At 64.3% G+C, this 22,447-nt stretch carries 20 protein-coding genes; 13 read left to right on the top strand and 7 right to left on the bottom strand.

Annotated features, from left to right (window positions below; translation table 11 throughout):
- Window positions 1-3 precede the first annotated feature (3 nt).
- From B0E52_RS05620 to B0E52_RS05595, 6 genes are all read left to right on the top strand, one after another.
- Entirely contained in the window at window positions 4-1,515 is a 1,512-nt protein-coding gene (locus B0E52_RS05620; protein WP_077482453.1) for an aminotransferase class III-fold pyridoxal phosphate-dependent enzyme, read from the top strand.
- 180 nt (window positions 1,516-1,695) lie between these two features.
- Window positions 1,696-2,073, top strand: a complete 378-nt coding sequence (locus B0E52_RS05615; RefSeq protein ID WP_077482450.1) for a PsiF family protein — start codon at window positions 1,696-1,698, stop codon at window positions 2,071-2,073.
- A gap of 72 nt (window positions 2,074-2,145) precedes the next feature.
- On the top strand, window positions 2,146-2,778 hold the full coding sequence (upp, locus tag B0E52_RS05610; protein WP_077482448.1) for a uracil phosphoribosyltransferase: 633 nt from the start codon (window positions 2,146-2,148) through the stop codon (window positions 2,776-2,778).
- Window positions 2,779-4,371: a GMC family oxidoreductase N-terminal domain-containing protein gene (locus B0E52_RS05605; protein ID WP_077482445.1), complete on the top strand. Its 1,593-nt coding sequence runs from the start codon at window positions 2,779-2,781 to the stop codon at window positions 4,369-4,371. It begins immediately after the preceding gene.
- Between the two features lie 75 nt (window positions 4,372-4,446).
- A complete protein-coding gene (locus tag B0E52_RS05600; RefSeq protein ID WP_077482443.1) occupies window positions 4,447-5,463 on the top strand; it encodes a GlxA family transcriptional regulator in 1,017 nt (338 codons plus the stop codon).
- A gap of 14 nt (window positions 5,464-5,477) precedes the next feature.
- Entirely contained in the window at window positions 5,478-6,071 is a 594-nt protein-coding gene (locus B0E52_RS05595) for an SRPBCC family protein (protein WP_077482440.1), read from the top strand.
- On the opposite strand, the gene pip is transcribed toward B0E52_RS05595, so the two are convergent.
- Entirely contained in the window at window positions 6,059-7,021 is a 963-nt protein-coding gene (gene pip, locus B0E52_RS05590; RefSeq protein ID WP_077482438.1) for a prolyl aminopeptidase, read from the bottom strand. The genes B0E52_RS05595 and pip overlap by 13 nt on opposite strands.
- A 138-nt stretch (window positions 7,022-7,159) precedes the next feature.
- Here pip and bla point away from each other — a divergent pair, with 138 nt between their 5' ends.
- Window positions 7,160-8,305, top strand: a complete 1,146-nt coding sequence (bla, locus tag B0E52_RS05585; RefSeq protein WP_254426718.1) for a class A beta-lactamase — start codon at window positions 7,160-7,162, stop codon at window positions 8,303-8,305.
- Window positions 8,306-8,309: 4 nt separating this feature from the next.
- Here the strand turns inward: bla and B0E52_RS05580 are convergent, their stop codons facing one another.
- Window positions 8,310-9,698, bottom strand: coding sequence for an FAD-binding oxidoreductase (locus tag B0E52_RS05580; RefSeq protein ID WP_077482434.1), 1,389 nt, complete (start codon window positions 9,696-9,698; stop codon window positions 8,310-8,312).
- A 118-nt stretch (window positions 9,699-9,816) separates the two neighbouring features.
- Here B0E52_RS05580 and serA point away from each other — a divergent pair, with 118 nt between their 5' ends.
- Window positions 9,817-11,049 (top strand): phosphoglycerate dehydrogenase, encoded by a 1,233-nt coding sequence (gene serA / locus B0E52_RS05575; protein WP_077482432.1) that lies wholly within the window; start codon window positions 9,817-9,819, stop codon window positions 11,047-11,049.
- 47 nt (window positions 11,050-11,096) lie between these two features.
- Here serA and B0E52_RS05570 read toward each other — a convergent pair whose 3' ends face one another.
- The 4 genes from B0E52_RS05570 to B0E52_RS05560 all read right to left on the bottom strand — a co-directional run bounded on the left by B0E52_RS05570 (window position 11,097) and on the right by B0E52_RS05560 (window position 13,610).
- On the bottom strand, window positions 11,097-11,828 hold the full coding sequence (locus B0E52_RS05570) for a hypothetical protein (RefSeq protein WP_077482430.1): 732 nt from the start codon (window positions 11,826-11,828) through the stop codon (window positions 11,097-11,099).
- A 690-nt stretch (window positions 11,829-12,518) separates the two neighbouring features.
- On the bottom strand, window positions 12,519-12,803 hold the full coding sequence (locus tag B0E52_RS05565) for a hypothetical protein (RefSeq protein ID WP_077482428.1): 285 nt from the start codon (window positions 12,801-12,803) through the stop codon (window positions 12,519-12,521).
- Window positions 12,804-12,996: 193 nt separating this feature from the next.
- On the bottom strand, window positions 12,997-13,212 hold the full coding sequence (locus B0E52_RS18295) for a hypothetical protein (protein WP_139351595.1): 216 nt from the start codon (window positions 13,210-13,212) through the stop codon (window positions 12,997-12,999).
- Entirely contained in the window at window positions 13,209-13,610 is a 402-nt protein-coding gene (locus B0E52_RS05560; RefSeq protein WP_077482426.1) for a hypothetical protein, read from the bottom strand. Before B0E52_RS05560 ends, B0E52_RS18295 begins: the two co-directional genes overlap by 4 nt.
- On the opposite strand from B0E52_RS05560, the gene B0E52_RS18290 reads away from it, so the two are divergent.
- From B0E52_RS18290 to B0E52_RS05545, 5 genes are all read left to right on the top strand, one after another.
- Window positions 13,609-14,268, top strand: a complete 660-nt coding sequence (locus B0E52_RS18290; RefSeq protein WP_139351594.1) for a hypothetical protein — start codon at window positions 13,609-13,611, stop codon at window positions 14,266-14,268. The two genes, B0E52_RS05560 and B0E52_RS18290, sit on opposite strands and share 2 nt — an antisense overlap.
- 89 nt (window positions 14,269-14,357) lie before the next feature.
- Window positions 14,358-14,660 (top strand): hypothetical protein, encoded by a 303-nt coding sequence (locus B0E52_RS18285; RefSeq protein ID WP_139351593.1) that lies wholly within the window; start codon window positions 14,358-14,360, stop codon window positions 14,658-14,660.
- 774 nt (window positions 14,661-15,434) lie between these two features.
- Window positions 15,435-17,555 (top strand): TerB N-terminal domain-containing protein, encoded by a 2,121-nt coding sequence (locus tag B0E52_RS05555; RefSeq protein ID WP_256363974.1) that lies wholly within the window; start codon window positions 15,435-15,437, stop codon window positions 17,553-17,555.
- Complete coding sequence (locus B0E52_RS05550) at window positions 17,552-18,850, top strand: ATP-binding protein (RefSeq protein ID WP_077482422.1); 1,299 nt, start codon at window positions 17,552-17,554, stop codon at window positions 18,848-18,850. Before B0E52_RS05555 ends, B0E52_RS05550 begins: the two co-directional genes overlap by 4 nt.
- A complete protein-coding gene (locus tag B0E52_RS05545) occupies window positions 18,850-21,069 on the top strand; it encodes a DEAD/DEAH box helicase (RefSeq protein ID WP_077482420.1) in 2,220 nt (739 codons plus the stop codon). Before B0E52_RS05550 ends, B0E52_RS05545 begins: the two co-directional genes overlap by 1 nt.
- Window positions 21,070-21,249: 180 nt before the next feature.
- Here B0E52_RS05545 and B0E52_RS05540 read toward each other — a convergent pair whose 3' ends face one another.
- On the bottom strand, window positions 21,250-21,522 hold the full coding sequence (locus B0E52_RS05540) for a hypothetical protein (protein WP_139351592.1): 273 nt from the start codon (window positions 21,520-21,522) through the stop codon (window positions 21,250-21,252).
- Window positions 21,523-22,447 lie beyond the last annotated feature (925 nt).

The following is a 22,447-nucleotide window of genomic DNA, read 5'->3' as shown; positions in this document are numbered from 1 at the left end:
GTCATGGGTTTGATCGATCAGCTGCGCGAACTGCGCGAATTCGGCGGCAAGCCGCGCACCACCGGCCTGGACGATGCCAGCATCGAACGCATGGCGGCCGTCGACCCCATGCTCGGCGAGGCCGTAGCCAGCGCCGTGGCGCGCCACCGCGAACTACGTGCCGAGCTGGGGGCCGCTGGTATGGGTGATTTCCTGAAGCTGGACGAGGCCGCGCAACTGGCGCAGGCGCAGGCCGGCTTCGTCAACTTCTACCCGGATGACGCGATCAACCCCTACCTGCCGGCCGCCGCGCGCGGCCCGTGGATCGTCACCCTGAAGGGCGCGGTGCTGCACGACAACGGCGGCTACGGCATGCTGGGCTTCGGCCACAACCACCCGGCCATCGACGCCGCGCTGGCGCGCGACCAGGTGATGGCGAACGTGATGACGCCCAGCGTGGCGCAGTTGCGCTTCGCCCAGGCGCTGAACCGCGAGCTGGGCCGCCACCGCGGCGGCAACCCGTATGCGCGCTACCTGTGCCTCAACTCCGGTTCGGAGTCGGTCTCGCTGGCCTGCCGCGTCGCCGACGTCAATGCCAAGCTGATGACCGACGCCGGCGGCCGCTACGCCGGGCGCACGATCAAGCGCCTGGTGGTGAAGGGTGCGTTCCACGGCCGCACCGAGAAACCGGCGCTGTATTCCGATTCCTCGCGCAAGACCTACCAGCAGCATCTCGCCAGCTACCGCCACGAGGACAGCGTGCTGGTGGTCGAGCCGTACAACGTGGCCCAGCTGGAGGCCGCGTTCGCCGACGCCGACAAGCACGGCTGGTTCGTCGAGGCGATGTTCCTGGAGCCGGTGATGGGCGAAGGCGACCCCGGCCGTGCGGTGACGCCGGAGTTCTACGCCGCCGCGCGCCGGCTCACCGAGGCGCACGGCTCGCTGTTCCTGGTCGACTCGATCCAGGCCGGCCTGCGCGCGCACGGCGTGCTGTCGATCACCGACTACCCCGGCTTCGAAAAGCTGCCCGCGCCGGACATGGAAACCTTTTCCAAGGCGCTCAACGCCGGCCAGTACCCGCTCTCGGTGCTGGCGGTGAGCGAGCGCGTCGCCGGCCTGTACCGCAAGGGCATCTACGGCAACACCATGACCGCGAACCCGCGCGCGCTGGACGTGGCGCTGGCCGTGCTGGGCGAGCTCAGCGACGAAGTGCGCGCCAACATCCGCGCCCGCGGCAAGGAATTCGTGGACAAGCTCAATACGCTGAAGGACGAACTGGGCGGCCTGATCACCAAGGTGCAGGGCACCGGCCTGCTGTTCTCCTGCGAGTTGGCCCCGCAATTCAAGTGCTACGGCGCCGGCTCCACCGAGGAATACCTGCGCGAGCGCGGCATCGGCGTGATCCACGGCGGCGTCAACTCGCTGCGCTTCACCCCGCACTTCAACGTCACCAGCGCCGAGGTGGATCTGGTGGTGTCGCACGTGCGCCACGCCCTGCTGGAAGGCCCGCGCAAGAGCGAAAGCAAGGCGGCCTGAGCTGGCCGCAGTGCCTGCTGCCGGAGCCGGATCTTCACCCCGGCAGGCACCCGCGCCCGCCGCCGACACCGGTGCGGGCAGCGGGCTTACGCGACCTCCACACCGTTCAGCGACGATGCTCCCCCCGCGGCTATAGACTTCCCACGCCGGCAACCGCCGGTCACCCAGGGAGGTCACATCATGTCCGTGTCGATCCGTGTGCTTGCCGTCAGCGCCGTCATGGCGCTTGCCGGTGCCGCTTTCGCGGCCACCGCCGCCCCCGCCGCGCAGCAGGAAGCTCCGGCCGCCAAGAAGCCGCTCACCGCGCAGCAGCAGCGCATGGCGGACTGCAACAAGGAAGCGACCGGCAAGAAGGGCGCCGAGCGCAAGACCTTCATGAGCTCCTGCCTGAAGGGCGAGAGCACCGCTGCGGCCCCGGCCACCAAGGCCACGCAACAGGAAAAGATGAAGAGCTGCAACGCCGAAGCCAAGACCAAGACGCTCAAGGGTGCCGACCGCAAGACCTTCATGAGCTCCTGCCTGAAGGGTGATGCCGCCGCGGCTCCCGCCGCGCACTGAGCCTGCAGCAGCTTGTACAGGGCGCCGCCGCAAGGCGGCGCCCTTTTCTTTGCCTGCGGCTATGCTTGGCCAATGAAAATCGTCGAAGTCCGCCACCCCCTGATCCAGCACAAGCTCGGCCTGATGCGTCGCGCCGGGATCAGCACCAAGGAGTTCCGCGAGCTGGCTGGCGAGGTGGCCGCCCTGCTCACCTACGAGGCCACCAAGGACCTGGAAACCGTCGAGGAACGCATCGAGGGTTGGGCCGGCCCGCTCGCGGTGCAGCGGATCAAGGGCGCCAAGATCACCATCGTGCCGATCCTGCGCGCCGGCCTCGGCATGCTGCCGGGCGTGCTCGACCTGATCCCCGCCGCCAAGGTCAGCGTGGTGGGCCTGCAGCGCGACGAGCAGACGCTGAAGCCGATCGCCTACTACGAGAAGCTCACCGGCCGCATGGACGAGCGCATCGCGCTGATCGTCGACCCGATGCTGGCCACTGCCGGTACCCTGGTCGCCACCGTGGACATGCTGAAGGCCGCCGGCTGCACGCGCATCAAGGGCCTGTTCCTGGTCGCCGCGCCGGAGGGCCTCAAGCGCATCGAGGCCGCGCATCCCGACATCGAGATCTACACCGCCGCGATCGACGAGCGGCTCAACGAGCACGGCTACATCCTGCCCGGTCTCGGCGACGCCGGTGACAAGATCTTCGGCACCAAGCAGGGCTGAATGCAGCTACCCCAGGGGACATTCGACACCATCGTCGTCGGCGCCGGGCCCGCCGGTTGCGCCACCGCGGCGCGGCTGGCGGCGGCGCGTCCCGACGCCAGCGTGCTGCTGGTGGAGACCGGCCCCGCGAAAAGCGGCATACGCTCGGACGTGCCGCTGGGCATCGCCGCGCTGATGCCGTTCCGCAATGCGCGCAACTACGCCTGGCATACCGTGCCGCAGGCGGGTCTGGGCGGTCGCCGCGGCTACCAGCCGCGCGGACGGGGGCTGGGCGGCTCCAGCTTGATCAACGCGATGATCTGCATACGCGGCCAGCACGAGGACTACGACGGCTGGGCCCGGCTGGGCGCCACCGGCTGGGCGTGGCGCGACGTGCTGCCGTACTTCCTGCGCAGCGAACACAACACGCGCGGCGCGGACGCATGGCATGCCGTCGGCGGCCCGCTGCACGTGAGCGACCAGGCCAGCCCCAGCGCCTGCGCGCAGGCCTTCGTGACAGCCGCGCAGGAATGTGGTCATCCGCTGAATACCGACTTCAACGGCGCCAGCCAGGAAGGCGTCGGCCTGTTCCAGGTGTTCCAGCAGGACGGCAGCCGCTGCAATGCGGCGCGCGCCTATCTCACCGGGCTGGCGCCGAAGAACCTCAGCGTCGTGGCCGACTGCCAGGTCGATCGCGTGCTGATCGCCCAGGGTCGCGTGCACGGCATCCACTGCGTGGATGGCCGCGAGTTCGCGGCGCGGGGCGAAGTGGTGTTGTCGGCCGGCGCCTTCGGCACGCCGCAACTGCTGATGCTGTCCGGCATCGGCCCCGCGGCGCATCTGCGCGAACTGGGCATCGATGTCGTGCGCGACAGCCCCGGCGTGGGCGGCAACCTGCAGGACCATCCCGACTTCACGATCAGCCGCAAGGTGCGCGATCCCGACCTGCTCGGCATCGTGCCTTCGCTGCTGCCGCAGATCCTGCGCGCGATCAAGCCGTACCGCCGCGGCCACGGCCTGCTGACCAGCAACGTCGCCGAGGCCGGCGGCTTCCTTTGCACGCGACCGGAACTGGAACGGCCTGACGTGCAGTTGCAACTGTGCATCGGCATCGTCGACCACCACAGCCGCCGACTGCATCCGGCGCGCGGCCTGTCGCTGCACACCTGCGTGCTCAGGCCGCACAGCCGCGGCAGCGTGCGGCTGGCCAGCCGCGATGCGCGCCGGCCGCCCTTGATCGATCCGGCCTTCCTCAGCGACGCACGCGACCTGGATACGCTGGTCGCCGGCGTGGCGCTCGCCCGGCGCATCCTCGCCGCACCCGCGTTTTCGGCTTACACAGGCCCGGCCTACCACGACGCCGAGACGACGGACGAGACGCGCCTGCGCGAGATCATCCGTCGGCACGCCGACACCATCTACCACCCGGTCGGCACCTGCCGCATGGGCAGCGACGCCGCGTCCGTGGTCGATCCCGAGCTGCGCGTGCGCGGCGTGGCCGGCCTGCGCGTGGCCGACGCCTCGATCATGCCCACGCTGATCTCGGGCAACACCCAGGCCGCCTGCGCGATGATCGGCGAGCGGGCGGCGGAGTTCCTTGCGCGCGGCACCTGACCCAGCCGGAGCGCATGTCCGGTTTTGCCGGAAACACGTCCTGTCGGACGAAATGGCCTGTCGCATAATTCCGTCATGACACGCACACCGCACCGACCCGCGCGCCGCATCGGCTTTCTGTTGTTCGACGGCATGATGGCACTCGACCTAGTCGGGCCGATGGAAGCATTTGCGATCGCCAACACCGAGCATTCGCGCACCGGCGGCCGTCCCTGTTACGAACTGATCGTGATTGGCTTGCGCCGCGGCGATTCGACTGCGGTATCGGGGTTGGTGCTGAAGCCGCACGCCACGCTGAGCGATTGCCCGCCCCTCGACACGCTGCTGATTCCGGGCGGCGAAGGCTTGCGCGAAAACGCAGCCACTGCAGCCCAAGTCACACGCTGGATCAAGCAGCGCGCCCCAACCACCCGCCGCATCGCCGCGGTGTGCACCGGCATCTATGGACTGGCGCCGACCGGCCTCATCGACGGTCGCCGCGTCACCACGCATTGGCGATATGCAGGGAGTCTGTCGCAACGTTTTCCCGCGCTGCGCGTCGAAACCGATGCCATCCACGCGAAGGATGGGAAGTTCTACACCTCGGCCGGCATCACCGCCGGCATCGATCTGGCGCTGGCGCTGATCGAGGAAGACCTCGGCCACGCCGCGGCACTGCAGGTGGCGCGCGAGCTGGTCGTCTACATGAAGCGCGACGGTGGCCAAGGCCAGTATTCGCAGCCGCTGCAGCAACAGGTCGCCATCACGGATCGCATCGGCGAGCTGGCCACCTACATCGACGCGCATCTCGCCGGCGATCTTTCGGTGGAGTCGCTGGCCGCACGCCATCACCTCTCGTCGCGGCAGTTCAACCGGCGATTCCGGGCTGCCTTCCATGTCTCGCCGGCAGCCTATGTCAGGGCGATGCGCCTGGACCGGGCCAGACAATGGTTGGACGACGAACGCTGCAACGTATCCCGGTTGGCGAGCATGGTCGGCTTTGCCAGCGACGATGCTTTTCGCCGCGCCTTCGAGCAACACTTCGGCGTTTCGCCGCATGACTACCGCCGCCGGTTTGCCCATCGAAAACCCGTGGGCACTCCTGGCCCGTGAACGCCCTCCGAGGCATGTCGCTCGCGTTGTCGTGCTTGCTGCTGGCCGCCTGCGCGCCCTCGAACCGCACACTGGCCGCGCTCGCCCGGCATGGCGCCATCCAGGTCGATGCGCGGGTGAAAGCCGCGTCCACCGTCAACATCCATGCACCCGCCGAAGTCGTCTGGCGCATCCTGGCCGACGCGACAGCATGGCCACGCTGGCAACCGGGTGTCGAAACCGTCTCAAGCAGTGGCCATCTGCATGACGGCGCCTCGTTCACATGGCAAACCGGCGGCACCGCCATCCATTCGCGCGTGGAACTGTTCGATCCACCGCATCGACTGGCATGGATCGGCCGCGCCGGCATGGCCCACGCCATCCATGTTTTCGCGCTGGTCCCGCTGGGGCCGCGCGACACGCAGGTCGAGAGCCGCGAGTCGATGGACGGCCCGCTGCTCGACTGGTTTTACGATTCAGCGGATCTGCAGTCCAGCGAAGACACGTTGCTGAAGAATCTCAAACGCGCAGCGGAAACAACAAGCGCATCAAGCGAGCCGGCGGAAACGTATGTCGCACCCGCCACCCCGAATCCGCTGCCGCACGTGTCACCGCATCAACGCAACTGACCGAAGCGGTCGGTCGCCTCGATCAGTTCATGGATGTTGCCCGGCTCGAACGCCGAGTGCCCGGCGTCCTGCACGATGCGCAGCTCGGCTTCCGGCCAGGCGCGATGCAGGTCCCAGGCGCTGCGGATCGGGCAGACCACGTCGTAGCGGCCCTGCACGATCACCGCCGGAATCTTGCGGATGCGGTCCACGTTGCGCAGCAACTGGTCCTCGTGGGCGAAGAAGCCGCCGTTGACGAAGTAGTGGCATTCGATGCGGGCGAAGGCCAGCGCGAATTCGTCCTCGTCGTGCGAGCCGATGCTGGCCGGATCCTGGTGCAAGTAGCTGGTGGAACCTTCCCACACCGACCAGGCGCGCGCCGCGGCCACGCGCATCGTCGGGTCGTCGCTGGTGAGACGGCGGTGGTAGGCGCTGATCAGGTCGCCGCGTTCCACCTCGGGAATCGCGGCGAGGTAGGTTTCCCATGCATCCGGGTACAGCGCGTCGCAGCCCTTCTGGTAGAACCACTCCAGTTCCCAGCGGCGCAACATGAAGATGCCGCGCAGCACCAGCTCGGTGACCTTGTCCGGGTGCGTCTGCGCATAAGCCAGCGCCAGGGTGGAACCCCAGGAACCGCCGAACACCTGCCAGCGGGTTACGCCCAGGTGCTCGCGCACGCGTTCGATGTCGGCCACCAGGTCCCAGGTGGTGTTTTCGCGCAGTTCCGCGTGGGGGGTGGACTGGCCGCAGCCGCGCTGGTCGAACAGCACGATGCGATAGACGGCCGGGTCGAAGAAGCGCCGGCACTTCGGGTTGGTGCCGCCGCCCGGACCGCCGTGCAGGAACACCACCGGCTTGCCGTCCGGGTTGCCGCACTGTTCGTAATACAGCGTGTGCAGCTCCGACACCTTGAGCGTGCCGCGCTCATAGGGCTCGATCTCGGGGTACAGCGTGCGGCGTTCCTGCATCATGGTCGTGCCTGGTTTGAAATTAATTATGAGTGCGGCCATGGACGGCCGCCCGTTTGATGTCCGCAATCAAGGATGATTGCAAAAACATCTGAAGAGTGCGGCCATGGATGGCTGCCCGTTTGATCCACGCGATCATGGATGATCGCAAAAGCCAATCAAAAGGCTAGCACGGCGGCCCGAGGCAACGGACTGTGCAGCACACGGTCCAGCCACGTACACGCTATCGCGCCGCCCTTTTCGTCTGGGAAACTGGCGCCCTCCTGCCGACCGAGTCCCAGCATGCAAACCACACGTGCCCGCCTGCCTCGAATGTTCGCCGTTGCCCTCGCTTTCATCGCACCAATGGCCATGGCGGCATCACAACCAGCGGACGTCCATGCAGCGCTGCAAGGCAAGCTCGACGCGCTGTCCAGGCGCACGCAGCCCGGCGTGTTCGGCATCGTCGTGCTCGACCCGCGGAGCGGCGAGCGCTGGCGCGTCAACGCCGACCGTGCCTACCCGATGATGAGTGTGTTCAAGGCACCGGTCGCTGCCGCGGTATTCGCGCAGATCGACAGCGGCAAGCTGTCGATGGAACGGGCCATCACGCTCACGCGCGCCGATATCGTCGGCGGCTCCGCCGTACCGTCCATCGGCGCGCACTTCCATGGCGGGCGCATGAGCTTCACCGTGCGTCAATTGCTCGCGGCAGCCGTCAGCGACAGCGACAACACCGCCGTCGATGCGTTGCTGAAGCTCGTTCCCCCGCAGGACGTCACCGCCTTCCTGCGCGCGCACGGTATCGCCGGCATGCGCGTGGACATGGGCGAGGCCGGCGTCGACGGCGTATTCGAGCAACTCGCTCCCCGCCAACAGCCGCCGGCGAACGAGACTGCGCAAGCAGAGGCGTCGCGCCTGCAGCGCGGCTATCGCGCCTATCTGGCCGACCCGCGCAACCGCAGCACGCCGGATGCCGCCGCGGACTTTCTGCGCCAACTGCAGCATGGCACCCTGCTCTCGCCGTCATCGACGCGCGCTTTGCTTGCCCTGCTGCAGGCGCAGACGCAACCGGACCGCATGCGGCAGGGCTTGCCCCACGACGTGCAGCTCGCGGACAAATGCGGCACGTCCTACACGCTGGACGGGCTCACCGCTGCCTACAACGACATCGGCATCCTGACCTGGCCCGACGGCCGCAGCGTGATCGTGGCTGCCTTCCTCACTGCCTCAACCGGCTCAAAAGCCCAGCGTGAGGCGCTGTTCGCCGACCTGGCCCGCACGATCGCGGACACGCTGCATCCCTGAGCGTTCACTCCGCCTCGAACAGTTTTCCCGGATTGAGGATGCCGTTCGGGTCGAACACCTTGCGCACGCCGCGCATCAAGGCGATTTCCGCCGCGCTGCGCGTGCTGTCGAGGTAGGGCCGCTTGACCAGGCCGATGCCGTGCTCGGCGGAGATGCTGCCGCCATGCTCCTTCAGCGTGGCGGCCAGCAGCTTGGTGACGTGCTCGCACTGGGCGATGAAATCCGTGTCCGCCATGTCGGTGGGCTTCAGCACGTTGATGTGCAGGTTGCCGTCGCCGATGTGGCCGAACCACACCACTTCGATGTGCGGGTACTCGCGCGCCAGCAGCGCCTGCATCGCGTGCAGGAAGGCCGGCACCGCGCCGATGCGCACCGACACGTCGTTCTTGTACGGCTTGTGCGGCGCGAGGCTCTCGGTGATGCCTTCGCGCAACCGCCACAACGCGGCAGCCTGCGCCTCGCTCTGCGCGATCGTGCCGTCCACGATCCAGCCCTGCTCCATGCCTTCGCCCAGCACCGCCAGCGCAGCGTCCTGCGCGGCCTCGTCCGGGGCGTCGAACTCGGTCACCACGTAGTACGGATGCTCGCCGTCCAGCGCGCGCTGCGCGCCGTGCGCCAGCACGTGCTTCAACGCGATGTCGGTGAAAAATTCGAAGGCCTGCAGCGCCAGCTTCGCCCGGAACAGGCCGAACACCGCCAGCACCGCATCCATGTCCGGCAGCGCCAGCAGCATGGTCTGCGCGGGCGGCGGCGGATCGGTGAGCTTGAGCGTGGCTTCCACCACGATGCCCAGGGTGCCTTCCGAACCGATCAGCAGCTGGCGGAAGTCGTAGCCGCTGGAGTTCTTCACCAGCGCGCGGTTGAGGTCGAGCAGTTCGCCGTTGCCGGCGACGACCTTCAGCCCCGTGATCCACTCACGCGTGTTGCCGTAGCGGATCACCCGGATGCCGCCCGCATTGGTGGCGATGTTGCCACCGATCGAGCAGGAGCCGCGCGCGGCGAAGTCCACCGGGTAGATGAGGCCGTGCTCGCGCGCGGCCGCATGCACGGCTTCCAGCGGCATGCCGGGCTGCACGGTGAGCGTGCGGTCGGCCGCGTCGAAGCCGAGCACGCGGTTCATCCGCTCCAGGCTCAGCACCAGTTCGCCCTGCGCCGCCACCGCACCGCCGGAGAGGCCGGTGCGGCCGCCCGAAGGCACGATGGCCACGCCGTGCTCGCTGGCCCAGCGCACGATGCACTGCACCTCCTCCACCGTGGCCGGCAGCGCGACCGCCAGCGGCGCCGGCGTCCAGCGCCGGGTCCAGTCGCGACCGTAGTGTTCCAGGTCGCCGGCGCCGGTGAGCAGACGCAACCCGGGCAGGCGGCGGACAAGCTCGTCCAGGGCAACGCTCATGGGATCTCCGGCTGGGGCATAAACTTATGCCTCGAATTCGTATGGACGTCCAAACCGCGACGTGTTGCAACGCCGCAATTCTGGCATAGTAGCAGCTCCTTTCCACCCCGGAGCCACCATGAAGACCTCGTTCCCCCGGCAAGACATCAAGGTGCTGCTGCTGGAGGGCGTGAGTCGCACCGCGGTGGAAGTCTTCGAGCGTGCCGGCTACAGCCAGATCGAGTACCACGAGAAGTCGCTGCCCGAGGCGAAGCTGCTGGAACGCATCGCCGACGCCCATATCGTTGGCCTGCGCTCGCGCACACAGCTCACCGCCGAGGTGTTGCGCCATGCCAAGCGGCTGATCGCGGCGGGCTGCTTCTGCATCGGCACCAACCAGGTCGCCCTGCCCGAGGCCGAGCGCTTGGGCATCCCGGTATTCAACGCGCCCTACTCCAACACGCGCAGCGTGGCCGAGCTGGTGGTGGCCGAGGCGATCATGTTGCTGCGCGGCATCCCGCAGCGGAGCGCGCAGTGCCATCGCGGTGGCTGGAGCAAGTCCGCCAGTGGCAGCTACGAGGCGCGCGGCAAGGTGCTGGGCGTGATCGGCTACGGCCACATCGGCACCCAGGTGGGCGTGCTGGCCGAGGGCCTGGGCATGCACGTGATCTTCCACGACGTGGAGACCAAGCTGTCGCTGGGCAACGCGCACCCGGCGGCAAGCCTGGACGACCTGCTGCAGCGCGCCGACGTGGTGACCCTGCACGTGCCGGAAACCCCGAGCACCAAGCTGATGTTCGGCGCGAAGGAAATCGCCGCGATGCGCCAGGGCGCGTTGCTGATCAATGCCTCGCGCGGCAGCGTGGTCGACATCGAGGCACTCGCCGCGGCGTTGCGTTCCGGTCACCTCGCCGGTGCCGCGGTGGACGTGTTCCCGGTCGAGCCCAAGGGCAACGACGACCCGTTCGTGTCGCCGCTGGTGGGCCTGGACAGCGTGATCCTTACTCCGCACATCGGCGGCAGCACGCTGGAGGCGCAGGACAACATCGGCATCGAGGTGGCGAGCAAGCTGGTGCGCTACAGCGACAACGGTTCCACCCTGTCGGCGGTGAACTTCCCCGAGGTGTCGCTGCCCGGGCACCCGAAGAGCCGCCGACTGCTGCACATCCACAAGAACGTGCCAGGCGTGCTGTCGCGCATCAACGAGCTGTTCTCCGTCGGCAACATCAACATCGACGCGCAGTTCCTGCAGACCGACGCGGAAGTGGGCTACGTGGTGATCGACGTGGCCGCCGACGAGGCGCAGTCGAACGAACTCCGCGACAAGCTGGCGGCGATCCCCGGCACGCTGCGCAGCCGCGTGCTGTATTGAGGAATGCGGGCGACGCGCCGCCAGGCGCGTCGCAGCGCATCCGTTGCTCAACCGCTCGTGCGGCGTGACGCTTTCGCGGCCGGTTTGCGCGCGGCCGTTTTCGCCGCGGGCTTCTTGGCGGCGGTCTTCTTCGATGCAGCCACCGCACGCTTGCCCGTGCCGGCACCGCGCGCGGCGCGGCGCCGCTCCGCCGCGTGCTCCTCGCGGAACGCAGCGGCATAGGATTTCAGCTCGGCCTTGAGCTTCGCGCCCAATCCGCGCGCCTGGTCGAGATGCTGCTCCATCCGCTGCATCAGGTCGTAATCGTGGTAGTCGCGGTAAGGCTTGAGGTCGAGGTCGGCCGGCACCTTCTGCAGGCGCTCGTCGCCGACGGATTTCACGTACTTCTGCATGAAGCGGTCGTAGGCCTTCCAGGTGACGCGCTGCGCGTTCACCGCGGCCTCCTCGGCGCGCGTGGCGATCTGGTGCGCGTGCAGGTAATGCAGGCCAAGCTGGTCGATCAGGGTCTTCTCCACTTCCTCGTGCAGGACCAGGAAGCGGTCCACTTCGATCGTGCGGCCGCGGAAAGTGAAGCTCTTCGGCAGGTGGCGGTCGATGTAGATCGTCTTGCCGTCCTGGCTGTAGCCCGCGAGGTAGGGGATGTCGTGTTCGCGGTCGAGCTTCTTCACGCGGCGCAGGATCGCGTCCAGCGCGCGATCCATCATCAGCGCCGAGACGTACCAGTCGGGCGCCTTGAGTTTCTCGTGCGGCGCATTCGGGTGGCAGCTGTTCGACGGCATGGGGCATCTCCTCGTTGGCGAACCCGATGTCGGAGCCTAGCCGGCCCGCAATGCAATTTCCTGCGTCGCCAATCCCGCATACGCAAACGGCGCCCAAAGGCGCCGTCGGTATTTCCAGATTGGTCGGGGCGGCCGGATTCGAACCGACGACCGAGGCCCATAGGATCAATTGGTTAGCCAGTCTTGCGCGCTTGCCCCAAAAGACGACAGCACAGCGCCTTACCAAACAAAGGGTTAGCCACGCTCAAACCTGCTTGGCGTAACACTTTGATGTCGCGATTCAGTGTAGCAGACCGGCTCAGCCGAGTGCCGTCCTCTCGGTGGCCTACTCCACAAGGTCACGCTTCACCAACTCCCCGCGCTTCATCTGCTCAATCGACTACAGCAGTCGGCGCGCATTCGCCGGATGCCTGAGCACATGCCAAGTCTCACGTGCACTGCTGGAGAAAGGCCACTGCGCCAGCAGCCAGAGGCGACGGTGTAGTGGGATCGGGTGCTTCATGGCGTTGCTCCCTGCAGATATCGAGCAGCTTCAGCGAAGCGTGGCGGCAGTGCAAGAAGACCCCTCAGCGCCCGTCCGCCCTAGCCTGCACACGATCAGCGATCAGCATGGCTTTCGCCTCAAACAGCACAGCACTGTCGAGTCCACTGCTGCGCTAACGATCCACCCTTGGCAGGGTGGACAGGTCATCACGATATCCGAAGCAAGTTGAGGCAGGACTTGCCGGCAACGGCAGTCGCGGCGAGGGCCACAGTGAAGCAACCATAGGCCACGATCATCCCGGCCATCGCGTGTGGATCGTGAGGATGATTGAAGGCGATGTCGCCGAATTTTGCCGCGACGAAACCGAAGCACCCAGCCACGGCGCTTGCGTAGAGGAACAACAGCAGTTCCAGCAGCGGCGGCGTTGGTTTCGATCGCCTCTTCCTGGAAAAGAGCGACACATGTTTGGGCGACCGGAGGATGTAGGACATCACGCAACTCCTTGGTGGTATGTGCGGTCAGCCTACCCTTGCATCGTCGGTGCATTGCGCTGCTGACAGGCGATTGAACGGACCGTAGGCGGCCCATCGACGGGATCAGCCGCCGTTCGTCAGCCTCGGCGGGAAATCCCCCGTCAGCAAGGCTGAGCCGCTAGACCCGCAACGTGGTCCATTGTGGCTCACGCTACTTTTCACTTGCACTGTCATCAGTGCCCTCGATCACCGGCTTCTCAAGCGCTTCTTGGTAGCGGTTAATCACCCACTTCAACCCTTCAAGCGTTTCCGCCGAAGGGACTGCTGGACCAGCCGACCACCCCTCAACTGTGCCGCCTTTCCGGTAGTAGACCTCCCGAATGACGAACTCGTCAGCGGTCCGCATTACCCGATAGTTCCATTTCACGACTCGCCTCCACTGACGCTCGTATTCGCCAGCACGGCATTGATCAACTTGCCCAAGCGAACCAGATCCGCCCTTTCTAGTTCGCCGGTCAGGCGAATCTCATCGCCACTGGCCCAGACCCACGGGGTGAAATCGTCGCCGTCATAGGCGCCCACGTGCTGGACCGTAATTGCCGAGCCGGATGTTCCACCTGGAGATCCCGCATCAGCACCGCGAACAGTGACCCGGGTCAGCTCGGTGTCCAGACACGCCAGAACGACAGCGGAGCCAATATCTCTCAACAGCTCGTCGTGATCTCCTCGCCAGCTCCGAAGCTGGTCTTCGGCTACCGAAATCAGATGGCAGACGCCCATACGCACCTCGCGTTGAAGGGTGATGTAACACTCGATGCTAGACATGTCGCACGAGCCTGTCGGGGCGGGAGCTCAGGAAGTGCAGGAAGCACAACGAAGACATCAAGCGGAAGCGCAATATCTTTCGAATCAGTTCAAGTTCCGCGAGAATGCTCCTGCAGCGATCCTGCTGCGCTTTCGCTCACTTCGAACCAGTGATCAGCACGCTGATCGAGAACGGCTCTGCGGTGGACGAATACTGCAAGTATCAGGGGGAAGAATGCTTCGACTTGGAATGGCCGGCTTGCTGGCCGTGATGGGATGTTCTGGTTGCACAGTGATGGTTCACACCCTGCCGACGCCTCATGAAGCTGGGAAACCGGTTTCAGCAGATCGCTTACTTGCTTACCAGGAACAAATCGACGGCTATGCTCACATGGTGGTGACGCGCGACAAAGGCTTCATGGGTTCTGGCTGCTACATCGGTGTTGCCATTGCCGGAAAGCTTGCAGCTCGTTTGGGTCCGTCGGAGACAGCTGACTTCTACGTCCCTGCAGACACGACGGACATGGCCGCTGTGCCAGACCCGAAAGGGCGCGGGCTTTGCAGCGCGGGCTGGGATCCTGTTCCAGAGCACTACACACTCAAGCCTGAAGGAATGAATCTGTTTCGGATCAGTCTTGGCGCATACCGTCGACCTCGACTGACGCCGGCGATCTACTGATGTAGATGGCCACGGTTGTGAGCGCACGGCTACCAACTGTGGCCTAGCCGAGCAGTTCTACTTACACTTGACTCGAAGGGGAGAACACCATGCGCACATTTGGGGTCATCTGTGATGGGACGGGCTTCGTGGTCTATCTCGGCCCCGCCACCGATCCAAAGGACGCTTGCCAGCGCGCTACGCGAGACACCAAAGCCTGGGGCAACGTAGGAGCTTTCCATCGCTCGGGCTTTGGTCAGCCGAGAGAGGAGAGCTTTTCGTGGCTGGAGTTATCGGTTTATGACGTAGGCAGCCTGCCACCCAATCCGAACGTCGACTTCGACGATGAGGAAGCACTGGCTGCAATGACAGAGGACAGCTTCATTGACCAGTATGTGGCGCGGCAATACTGAGCTTAGGCCATTCTGATAGTCCACGGAATCAGCAGTGGTCCAGGCTGTAAGCAACAGGGGAGCACGATGGCGCGAAGCTTTAGGAGAGCTGGGCTCGGTTTGGCAATATGGACGATTGCCTTAGTTGCCCTGTTTTCGAAGGAGCTTTGGAGCTTCTTCGGCGTTGGCGTTTTCGCCGTGATAGTGGCAATCCTCATCTTCACTGCGATGATGCTGCTGAGTGCGAAACCCGACCCACCTGATCTTGCGCCAAAGGCTCCGCACACGCATGAGCTCACCCGCGCGAACCTCCCCCCTCAGCAAACTCATCACGCCTCTCATGAACGCCGAGGCGTGCCGACCTTGCGTGCAGCTGGGCCGTTAGAGCCACCTGCTCTACCGAAAGCGTCCAGCCAGCCTCGGTTGAATGACTCAGATCAAGGCCCTTCTCCAATTGGCCCATTCCAGCCACCTACGACAACCCAGGGTCGGCTGACGGAAGTTCAGGGGCAACCGATCCACACAGCTCGTAAGCCCGATGCTCGTTTAGACGCGCAGGGGACAGAGTGGAATCGCGACCGTGATGCTGGGATCGAGGAAAGCAGGCAGAGGGTTGAGAGCCTGCGCAAGAAGCTAGCAGCTTTAACTAAGGTGCCTGTATCTGGCACGACAGCACCGCCCTTGAGCGTTACCCCTGCAGCACCTCCACCGCCAACCACTATGTCTCCGCCTCCACCGAGCTCTACCGGGGCGCCCATACCAGAGCCCGAGCGCCCTCTTGAGGGCTTCATTCGCATGCTCCATGGTTCGCCTGAGCCCGATCGCATGTACTCGGTATCAGGGGCTACGAACCCTACCTCGGATCACGTTTTACCAGCGGCTCCCGCCGGCTTCGGCGAGGGGCGCTGGATACCCCCTGGCGAAAGCATCGAAGTCGCTGGCGTGAACTTACCGGGCGGCATGCTCTATGTCGGCGGGAAGCTGAAAGCGCTCAATGGGGGCGCCGAGCCATGCCTGATCAGCGGCCAATACACCGTGGCGCGTGTAGGTAACTACCGCGCTCGGCAGATGGGCTACTGGCCCAGCTACGCCGAAGCTTCCCCGGAGGAGCGGCGAGCCTATCTGAACTGGTTGTCGGAAGGTCGCTCGAATCCCGACTGCGACATTGGATACGTGTTCCTGTTCTTCTACGGACTCGAACGTCGCGTCATCGTGGACTCGCGCGACGACCCCGCAGCGAGAAGTGACTGGCCAGCCATCATCGTCGAGCTCCGGCGACTGCTTGCGATCTATGGCGAGAAATCGGGATCGTTCAATCGCTACGCCGGCGAACTTCTGGGTTGGATCGAGCTGGCCGGAAAGTCCAGTCAGCTCTACAAGCAGCCCGTCCCGGATTTCCCGAGAACCTATGAGCTGCCGCCGCATCTTCGACTGGCCCTTGGCCAGGCAGCCGTCGATCGTGCTCCGCTTCCCCCGCATCTCGTGCTGGCTTGGCTCCGTTTGAGTCCGGAATGCTCTCTGCGCACTGCAGCCATTCGTTGCCCCAACGAATTCGAGCGTCTGTTCGCTCAGCGCTATCACGAAGTCCTCGGCCCTGGACTGGTGCTTCCGAAAAACCGCACCAAGCTCAAGTTCATCTACCAAGCCGCCTCGGCGGGGTTGCGCGGCGCCAATATCACGATGACCTTCGGGGATGTTCCGGATGTCACGGCCTTGACCGCACCCATCAGGAAGCTGATGGAGGTCGCGAACCAATGCACGGACGAACTTGGTTCTTATAGTCGCCTCGTCGGAAAGGATCCTGGGGCAGTCGGAGCGTTGGAAGGGCTGTTGCTCTTGCCCGCCACCCTCTGGCCCGCTGCCATCCAAGCAAAGCTGCGGGCGTTGACCGCACAGATGAGCGAAGGCCGACTGTCGTTACCGCTGAAGGAACTTCTTGCGGCGTTGGGGGGCGCCAATCAAGAGGTCAATCGCGATCGCGTGCGGGGCTTGGCGCGGGCGCTTGAAGGCGCCGAGATTGGGATGGAACCGCATGTCCTCGGCGGCGCCAAGGTGCCGGGGGAACAGGATACGATCGTGTTGTTCGCTCAACCGCTCATGGATTCGGGTTTGGGTTCGCGTGCCGAGTATCAAACGGCCGCGTTGACACTGCAGTTGGCCTCGGCCGTGGCCCAGGCCGATGGAGTCTTCCATGATCGGGAGGTCGCACATCTTCGGGCGGCAATCGAAGGATGGGTGCACCTCGCCCTCGCAGAGCGCCGCAGGTTGCACGCGCACCTCCAGTGGTTGACCGTCTCGCCAATGAATCTGGCGGCGCTGAAAAAGAAGTTGGCGCCGTTGCCCACCGCGGCGCGCGAGACGCTCGCTGCCTTCATGGCGTCGCTGGCCCAGGCTGACGGAGTTGTCTCGCCCGATGAAGTGAAGTTCCTGGAAAAGGTCTACAAGGCTCTCGGCGTAGAACCCAAGCGCGTCTTCAGCGACATCCACACAGCTGGTTCCGGCGGCGTGCCTGCGTCCGCTGTCCAGGCCGAGAAGCGGGGCTTCCGCCTGGATGCTGAGCGTATTGCGGCGTTGCAAGAAGACACGGCGCGGGTCTCGGCGCTGCTGTCGAAGATCTTTGTCGAGGAAGCTGGCAACACACCTGCGGCACCCGCTCCGGAACCGGAGCTCGAAGACGAAGCCAATGCGCCGCTGGGCTTGGACGAGGATCATTCCGCTCTGCTGCGCTTGCTGCTGTCGCGGCCCGAGTGGATGCGTGCCGAGCTGGAGGACGCTGCCGCCGATTTGGACCTGATGCTCGACGGCGCGTTGGAACAGATCAACGAGGCGGCTTTCGATGCATTCGACGAGCCACTGTTCGAAGGCGAGGACCCGATTTCGGTGAACACCAAACTACTTGAGAAGATCGAAGCATGAATGCTGCCATTCGCCCCAAGGATCGCGACGCCGTTATCCAGTCTCTGCGTGCCGGCGTTGTGCCTCGCGCAGGTCAACACCTGATCCAGGTCGCCCGAGGTCGGGAGATCGAAGCATTGGTCGCGGACATCGACCGCGTTGCTGACGGTGGCTCATCGTTCCGCTTCGTCATCGGCGAATATGGTGCGGGTAAGACCTTCTTTCTCAATCTGATCCGTGCCATTGCCATGGAGCGCAAGCTCGTCGTGGCCAACGCCGACCTCAACCCCGATCGACGCCTGCACGCGTCTGGCGGGCAAGCTCGGTCGCTGTATGCCGAGCTCATGCGCAACCTAGCCACGCGAACCAAACCCGAGGGGGGCGCCTTGTCCGGCGTGGTCGAGAAGTTCATCGCCACGGCCAAGTCCGAAGCCAAAGCGCGGAGCCAGTCCACCGAGCAGGTCATCCGGTCGAAACTGGAACAGCTGACCGAGCTCGTTAACGGTTACGACTTTGCCGATGTCATCGCAGCCTATTGTCGCGGCGTCGAGGAAGGAAACGAGCAGCTGAAATCAGACGCTGTCCGCTGGTTGCGCGGTGAGTTCGCGACCCGGACCGACGCGCGCGTGGCACTGGGCGTTCGCACGATTGTCGATGACGCATCGATCTACGATCAACTGAAACTCATGGCCAGGTTCGTGCGCTTGGCCGGATACGCGGGACTGTTCGTGTGTCTGGATGAAATGGTCAATCTTTACAAGCTTGCCAACTCGCAAGCGCGCAGTTCCAACTACGAGCAGATCCTGCGCATGCTCAACGACTCCTTGCAGGGCACAGCCGTTGGCCTAGGATTCGTGCTGGGCGGCACGCCGGAGTTCCTGATGGATACACGCCGCGGGATTTACAGCTACTCGGCACTCCAAAGTCGACTTGCCCAGAACGCTTTCGCGACCAATGAGCTTGTCGACTTCTCTGGTCCAGTGCTGCGCCTTTCGAGCTTGACGTTGGAAGACTTCTACCTGCTGCTGGGGAAGATCCGCCATGTATACGCCGCCGGGGACACCGCCCGGTATCTGCTTCCCGATCCGGCGATCGCGAGCTTCATGGAGCACTGCGCCAATCGCATCGGCGACAGCTTCTTCCGCACACCGCGCACCACGATCACGTCCTTCATCAACCTATTGGCCATCCTGGAACAAAACCCCGGCACCGACTGGAAGAACCTGATCGGCGAGGTCCGGGTGGAAGCTGATGAAGGTGGCAAGAGTGATGCGATCGTGGATCCGGAAGACGAACTGGCTTCCTTCAAACTCTGATGGCAGCTTCCCAGGCCTTCCTGCAACTAGACCCTCGGATACAGCGCTATCTGTGGGCCGAGGGTTGGGGTGCACTGCGCGATGTGCAGGAACAGGCCATTCCGCTGATCCTGCCAGGCAACCAAGATGTCATCGTGGCAGCCAGCACGGCCTCAGGGAAAACCGAGGCTGCTTTCCTGCCTGCCTTGACCCATTTGCTCGGCCGGCCAGACCAGGGCTTGATCGTCTACATCAGCCCGCTGAAAGCGTTGATCAACGACCAGTTCGGACGCCTGGATCGCCTCTGCGAGAACCTGAACGTGCCCGTCTGGCCGTGGCACGGGGATATCACTTCGACTTCCAAGCGGAAATTCGTGCAAAAGCCGACTGGCGTGCTCTTGATCACGCCGGAGTCCTTAGAAGCCACGTTGTGTAACCGTGGCACCAGCATCGCCGCCCTGTTCAAGCAGATGACCTTCTTCGTCATCGATGAACTTCACGCGTTCATCGGCACCGAACGCGGGAAGCAACTGCAGGCGCTGATGCACCGCATCGAAGTCGCACTGGGGCACACGGTGCCTCGCATTGGTCTCTCCGCCACGCTGGGCGACATGGGCTTGGCAGCCCAGTTCCTTCGGCCCGACCGCCCCGTGGCAATGGTCGATGCGGCATCGACCGGGGGCCAGTTGCTGATACTGGTTAAGGGGTTTGAAGAGCTCGCGGCCGCTGACGGAACGAGCAGAAAGAACGATCCGGAAACGGAGCGTGCACCGCTGGCGATCGCGCAGCACATGTTCAAGACCTTACGCGGCTCCAATAACCTCATTTTTCCGAACAGCCGCCGGGAGGTTGAGCGCTACACGCATCTTCTGAATGAGTTGTGTGAGCAAGCTCAAGTCCCCAAGGAATTTTGGCCGCATCACGGTAACCTGTCGAAGGAAATCCGCTACGAAACCGAGGCTGCACTGAAACAGCGTGAGCGCGCGGCAACTGCCGTTTGCACAAGCACGTTGGAGCTGGGCATCGATATCGGCGCGGTCAAAAGTGTGGTGCAAATCGGGACGCCGCCATCTGTTGCAAGCCTCCGCCAACGACTGGGGCGATCCGGCCGACGCGAGGGCGAACCGGCAATCCTGCGCGGCTATGTCACCGAGGAGGCTTTGGACGAGAAGGCTGATCTTGAAACGCGGCTTCGACTGGACACGGTGCAGACCGCGGCCGTCATCTCGCTTTTGCTGGAAAACTGGTTTGAGCCGCCTGCTGTCCACGGAGCACACTACTCCACGCTTGTGCAGCAACTCCTGTCTTCCATCGCGCAACATGGCGGCCTCCAGGCGGCTCAGGCGTTTCAACTTCTCTGCGCCCCGCCCGGTCCGTTCGAGCGAGTGCCCAAAGACGCTTTTGCCGAACTGCTGCGCACTTTGGGGCAAACGGAAATCCTGACCCAGGATCATTCAGGTCTTCTGCTCCACGGTCGCATTGGCGACAAGATCGTCAATCACTATTCGTTCTATGCGGCGTTCTCCAGCGATGAGGAGTTCCGCATCGTCTCCAGTGGCAAGGCATTGGGTACGCTACCCGTCTCGCAAATGTTGACGCCCGGCCAGCGCATTCTGTTCGGCGGGCGTACTTGGCTCGTTGAAGCCATCGATGAAGAACACAAGACGATCCATGTCGCGCCCACCAAGGGCGGTGCTCCTCCGCTGTTCAATGGAGGCGGTGGGCGTGTACATACCCGGGTGCGGCAGCGCATGCGCGATATCTATGTTGCACAAGACGCGCTGCCCTTCTTGGACCCTACGGCACAGCGCTTCTTGGGGGAAGGCCGCAAGGCGTTTGCCACGCTGGCCTTGACCGATCGTTTGCTGCTGGATCAGGGAAGCCAAGCGATCCTGCTGACTTGGCTGGGCGACGCAGCCAACGAGGCCATCGCTTGCCTACTGATGTCGCATGGCATGCAGGCGTCCACAGGCCGGCTCGGGGTCGAGATCCAGCGCGCTGGCCGTGGCCTCGAACAGATCGAAGACTTGCTGGCGGACATCGGTTCGGAGCCCGCTGCACCTGTGGACGAACTGCTCGCAAAAGCAAGCAACCTCGTTCGCCAAAAATGGGACGGCTTGCTTTCACCACACCTGTTGCGGCAAAGCTATGCCAGCTCCAACCTGGATCTTGATGAGGCAATGGCCTGGCTCCGCGCGACGTTTGAATCGCGGTCATATCAAGTCAGCAGGGGCACCTAAACTCACCTGCCTGGTTCCACAAGACCTCGGAAAGGTCCGAGCTACGACGTCGGCCATGCGGGCGTAGTCGTCCATGCTGTCCAGTGCGATGCGAGCGTCGTTGGTGGTGATGTAGGGGATGTTGCTTTGGGTGTTCACTCTTCTCTCCAACGGGGCGGCTTTCACCGCCCCGTGTTGCATTTATTTGCAGACTTGCAGACTGTCGTAGCCGAGCTGGGCTGCTCGTGCTTTGCAGGCTCGGTAGTTCCGAAGAGCCTCGTCCGAAGCCTTGATCCGCTCAGCGGTGCTCGCCTTGATTTCCCGGATGTCGACTTGGCTCTGGTGCCAGGCATAGAGGAGCGCGCCTGCTGCCAGCACGGCGCCGAAGATCACGAAGAACAGCGGTCCCATGCGCATGCCGGTGGGCTTGCTGGGCGAACGAGGGGGCAGCGGGGGCGGAACGGATGTTGTCATGGTGGGGGTCCCTGTTGTGGATGTCAGCCGCAGCCGCGGGCTAGGTGGTTATCTCCCAAGCCCCAATGTCGCACGTTCTTACGCCTCAATGCGACAGGACGACATGCCCCATCCCTTGAGCGAACAAAGGCGCGCCATCGCGTGAAGTTCGTGAGATCAACAGCCTCGATCGATCAAGCATGGCCGCACGTTCGGTGAAGTATGGAGATTCGCTCGCAGCGCTCTGACTTCGGCTGCACCCAGCACGGGTTCCACGAATGGTCCTAGGACTTCGACCCGGGACATCCCTGGCGCACACTTTTTCTGTCGCAGGAGCTGCACGGCGCAGTGGGTGGGTGCTTACAGAGGGATCGCACTTCTCGATGGACTGCGGTCTGACATCGCTCTGCTGGGCGCAGAGGTTGATGCACACTCGATATCCACTTGCGGTATCCATGACGTTGGCATGCGCAATTCCCGCCGCAGCCCGCGCCGGGCCCACGTTTATCAGCACCCGCCATGTGAGCTCGACAATCACCTCATGCTCAATCAATCGCGAGCGGCAAACAGCGACAACCCGGAGCGTCTTGCTGAGCGCTGGGTCACTGTCACGCGGAGTGCTGATCGTGAACCACTTGGGTCAACGAATGCGCACTCGGCGCTCGCCAAGCGCCCCCAGAGCTCACCACCTTGCAGTCTGATACACCCCCAGCAGTCGATCGCTCGAAGCGCGCCAGACGAACACCAGCGAAGCGAGAGAGGCATCAATGATGCGCACTCGCGAACAGCAGTGCAGTCGATCTCCGGAAGCCTGCATATTTAGGGAAACTCTGATTTTGCCCCGTGGTCGAAGCTCGACCTGAGGACGGATGTTACGCGATGACGCCGAAGCAGATGAGCCTGTCGATGGAGCACGACGCCGGTTTCGAACGGCACCGCAAGGCGA

The sequence above is a fragment of the Rhodanobacter sp. C06 genome, from assembly GCF_002001105.1.
In the GTDB taxonomy this organism is placed as follows: Bacteria; Pseudomonadota; Gammaproteobacteria; order Xanthomonadales; family Rhodanobacteraceae; genus Rhodanobacter_A.
Note: the sequence above shows the minus strand (reverse complement) of the source record. Positions and strands in the feature narration are given on the sequence as shown.

Coding starts and splice junctions, on each gene's coding strand:
- serA (WP_077482432.1), top strand. CDS start 9,817: ATGAAGACCTCGTTCCCCCGGCAAGACATCAAGGTGCTGCTGCTGGAG.
- bla (WP_254426718.1), top strand. CDS start 7,160: ATGATCGCAAAAGCCAATCAAAAGGCTAGCACGGCGGCCCGAGGCAAC.
- B0E52_RS05620 (WP_077482453.1), top strand. CDS start 4: ATGGGTTTGATCGATCAGCTGCGCGAACTGCGCGAATTCGGCGGCAAG.
- B0E52_RS18290 (WP_139351594.1), top strand. CDS start 13,609: ATGTCGCACGAGCCTGTCGGGGCGGGAGCTCAGGAAGTGCAGGAAGCA.
- B0E52_RS05550 (WP_077482422.1), top strand. CDS start 17,552: ATGAATGCTGCCATTCGCCCCAAGGATCGCGACGCCGTTATCCAGTCT.
- B0E52_RS05560 (WP_077482426.1), bottom strand. CDS start 13,610: ATGTCTAGCATCGAGTGTTACATCACCCTTCAACGCGAGGTGCGTATG.
- B0E52_RS18285 (WP_139351593.1), top strand. CDS start 14,358: ATGCGCACATTTGGGGTCATCTGTGATGGGACGGGCTTCGTGGTCTAT.
- B0E52_RS05595 (WP_077482440.1), top strand. CDS start 5,478: ATGTCGCTCGCGTTGTCGTGCTTGCTGCTGGCCGCCTGCGCGCCCTCG.
- B0E52_RS05570 (WP_077482430.1), bottom strand. CDS start 11,828: ATGCCGTCGAACAGCTGCCACCCGAATGCGCCGCACGAGAAACTCAAG.
- B0E52_RS05555 (WP_256363974.1), top strand. CDS start 15,435: ATGCTCCATGGTTCGCCTGAGCCCGATCGCATGTACTCGGTATCAGGG.
- B0E52_RS05545 (WP_077482420.1), top strand. CDS start 18,850: ATGGCAGCTTCCCAGGCCTTCCTGCAACTAGACCCTCGGATACAGCGC.
- B0E52_RS05615 (WP_077482450.1), top strand. CDS start 1,696: ATGTCCGTGTCGATCCGTGTGCTTGCCGTCAGCGCCGTCATGGCGCTT.
- upp (WP_077482448.1), top strand. CDS start 2,146: ATGAAAATCGTCGAAGTCCGCCACCCCCTGATCCAGCACAAGCTCGGC.
- B0E52_RS05565 (WP_077482428.1), bottom strand. CDS start 12,803: ATGTCCTACATCCTCCGGTCGCCCAAACATGTGTCGCTCTTTTCCAGG.
- pip (WP_077482438.1), bottom strand. CDS start 7,021: ATGATGCAGGAACGCCGCACGCTGTACCCCGAGATCGAGCCCTATGAG.
- B0E52_RS05580 (WP_077482434.1), bottom strand. CDS start 9,698: ATGAGCGTTGCCCTGGACGAGCTTGTCCGCCGCCTGCCCGGGTTGCGT.
- B0E52_RS05540 (WP_139351592.1), bottom strand. CDS start 21,522: ATGACAACATCCGTTCCGCCCCCGCTGCCCCCTCGTTCGCCCAGCAAG.
- B0E52_RS05605 (WP_077482445.1), top strand. CDS start 2,779: ATGCAGCTACCCCAGGGGACATTCGACACCATCGTCGTCGGCGCCGGG.
- B0E52_RS05600 (WP_077482443.1), top strand. CDS start 4,447: ATGACACGCACACCGCACCGACCCGCGCGCCGCATCGGCTTTCTGTTG.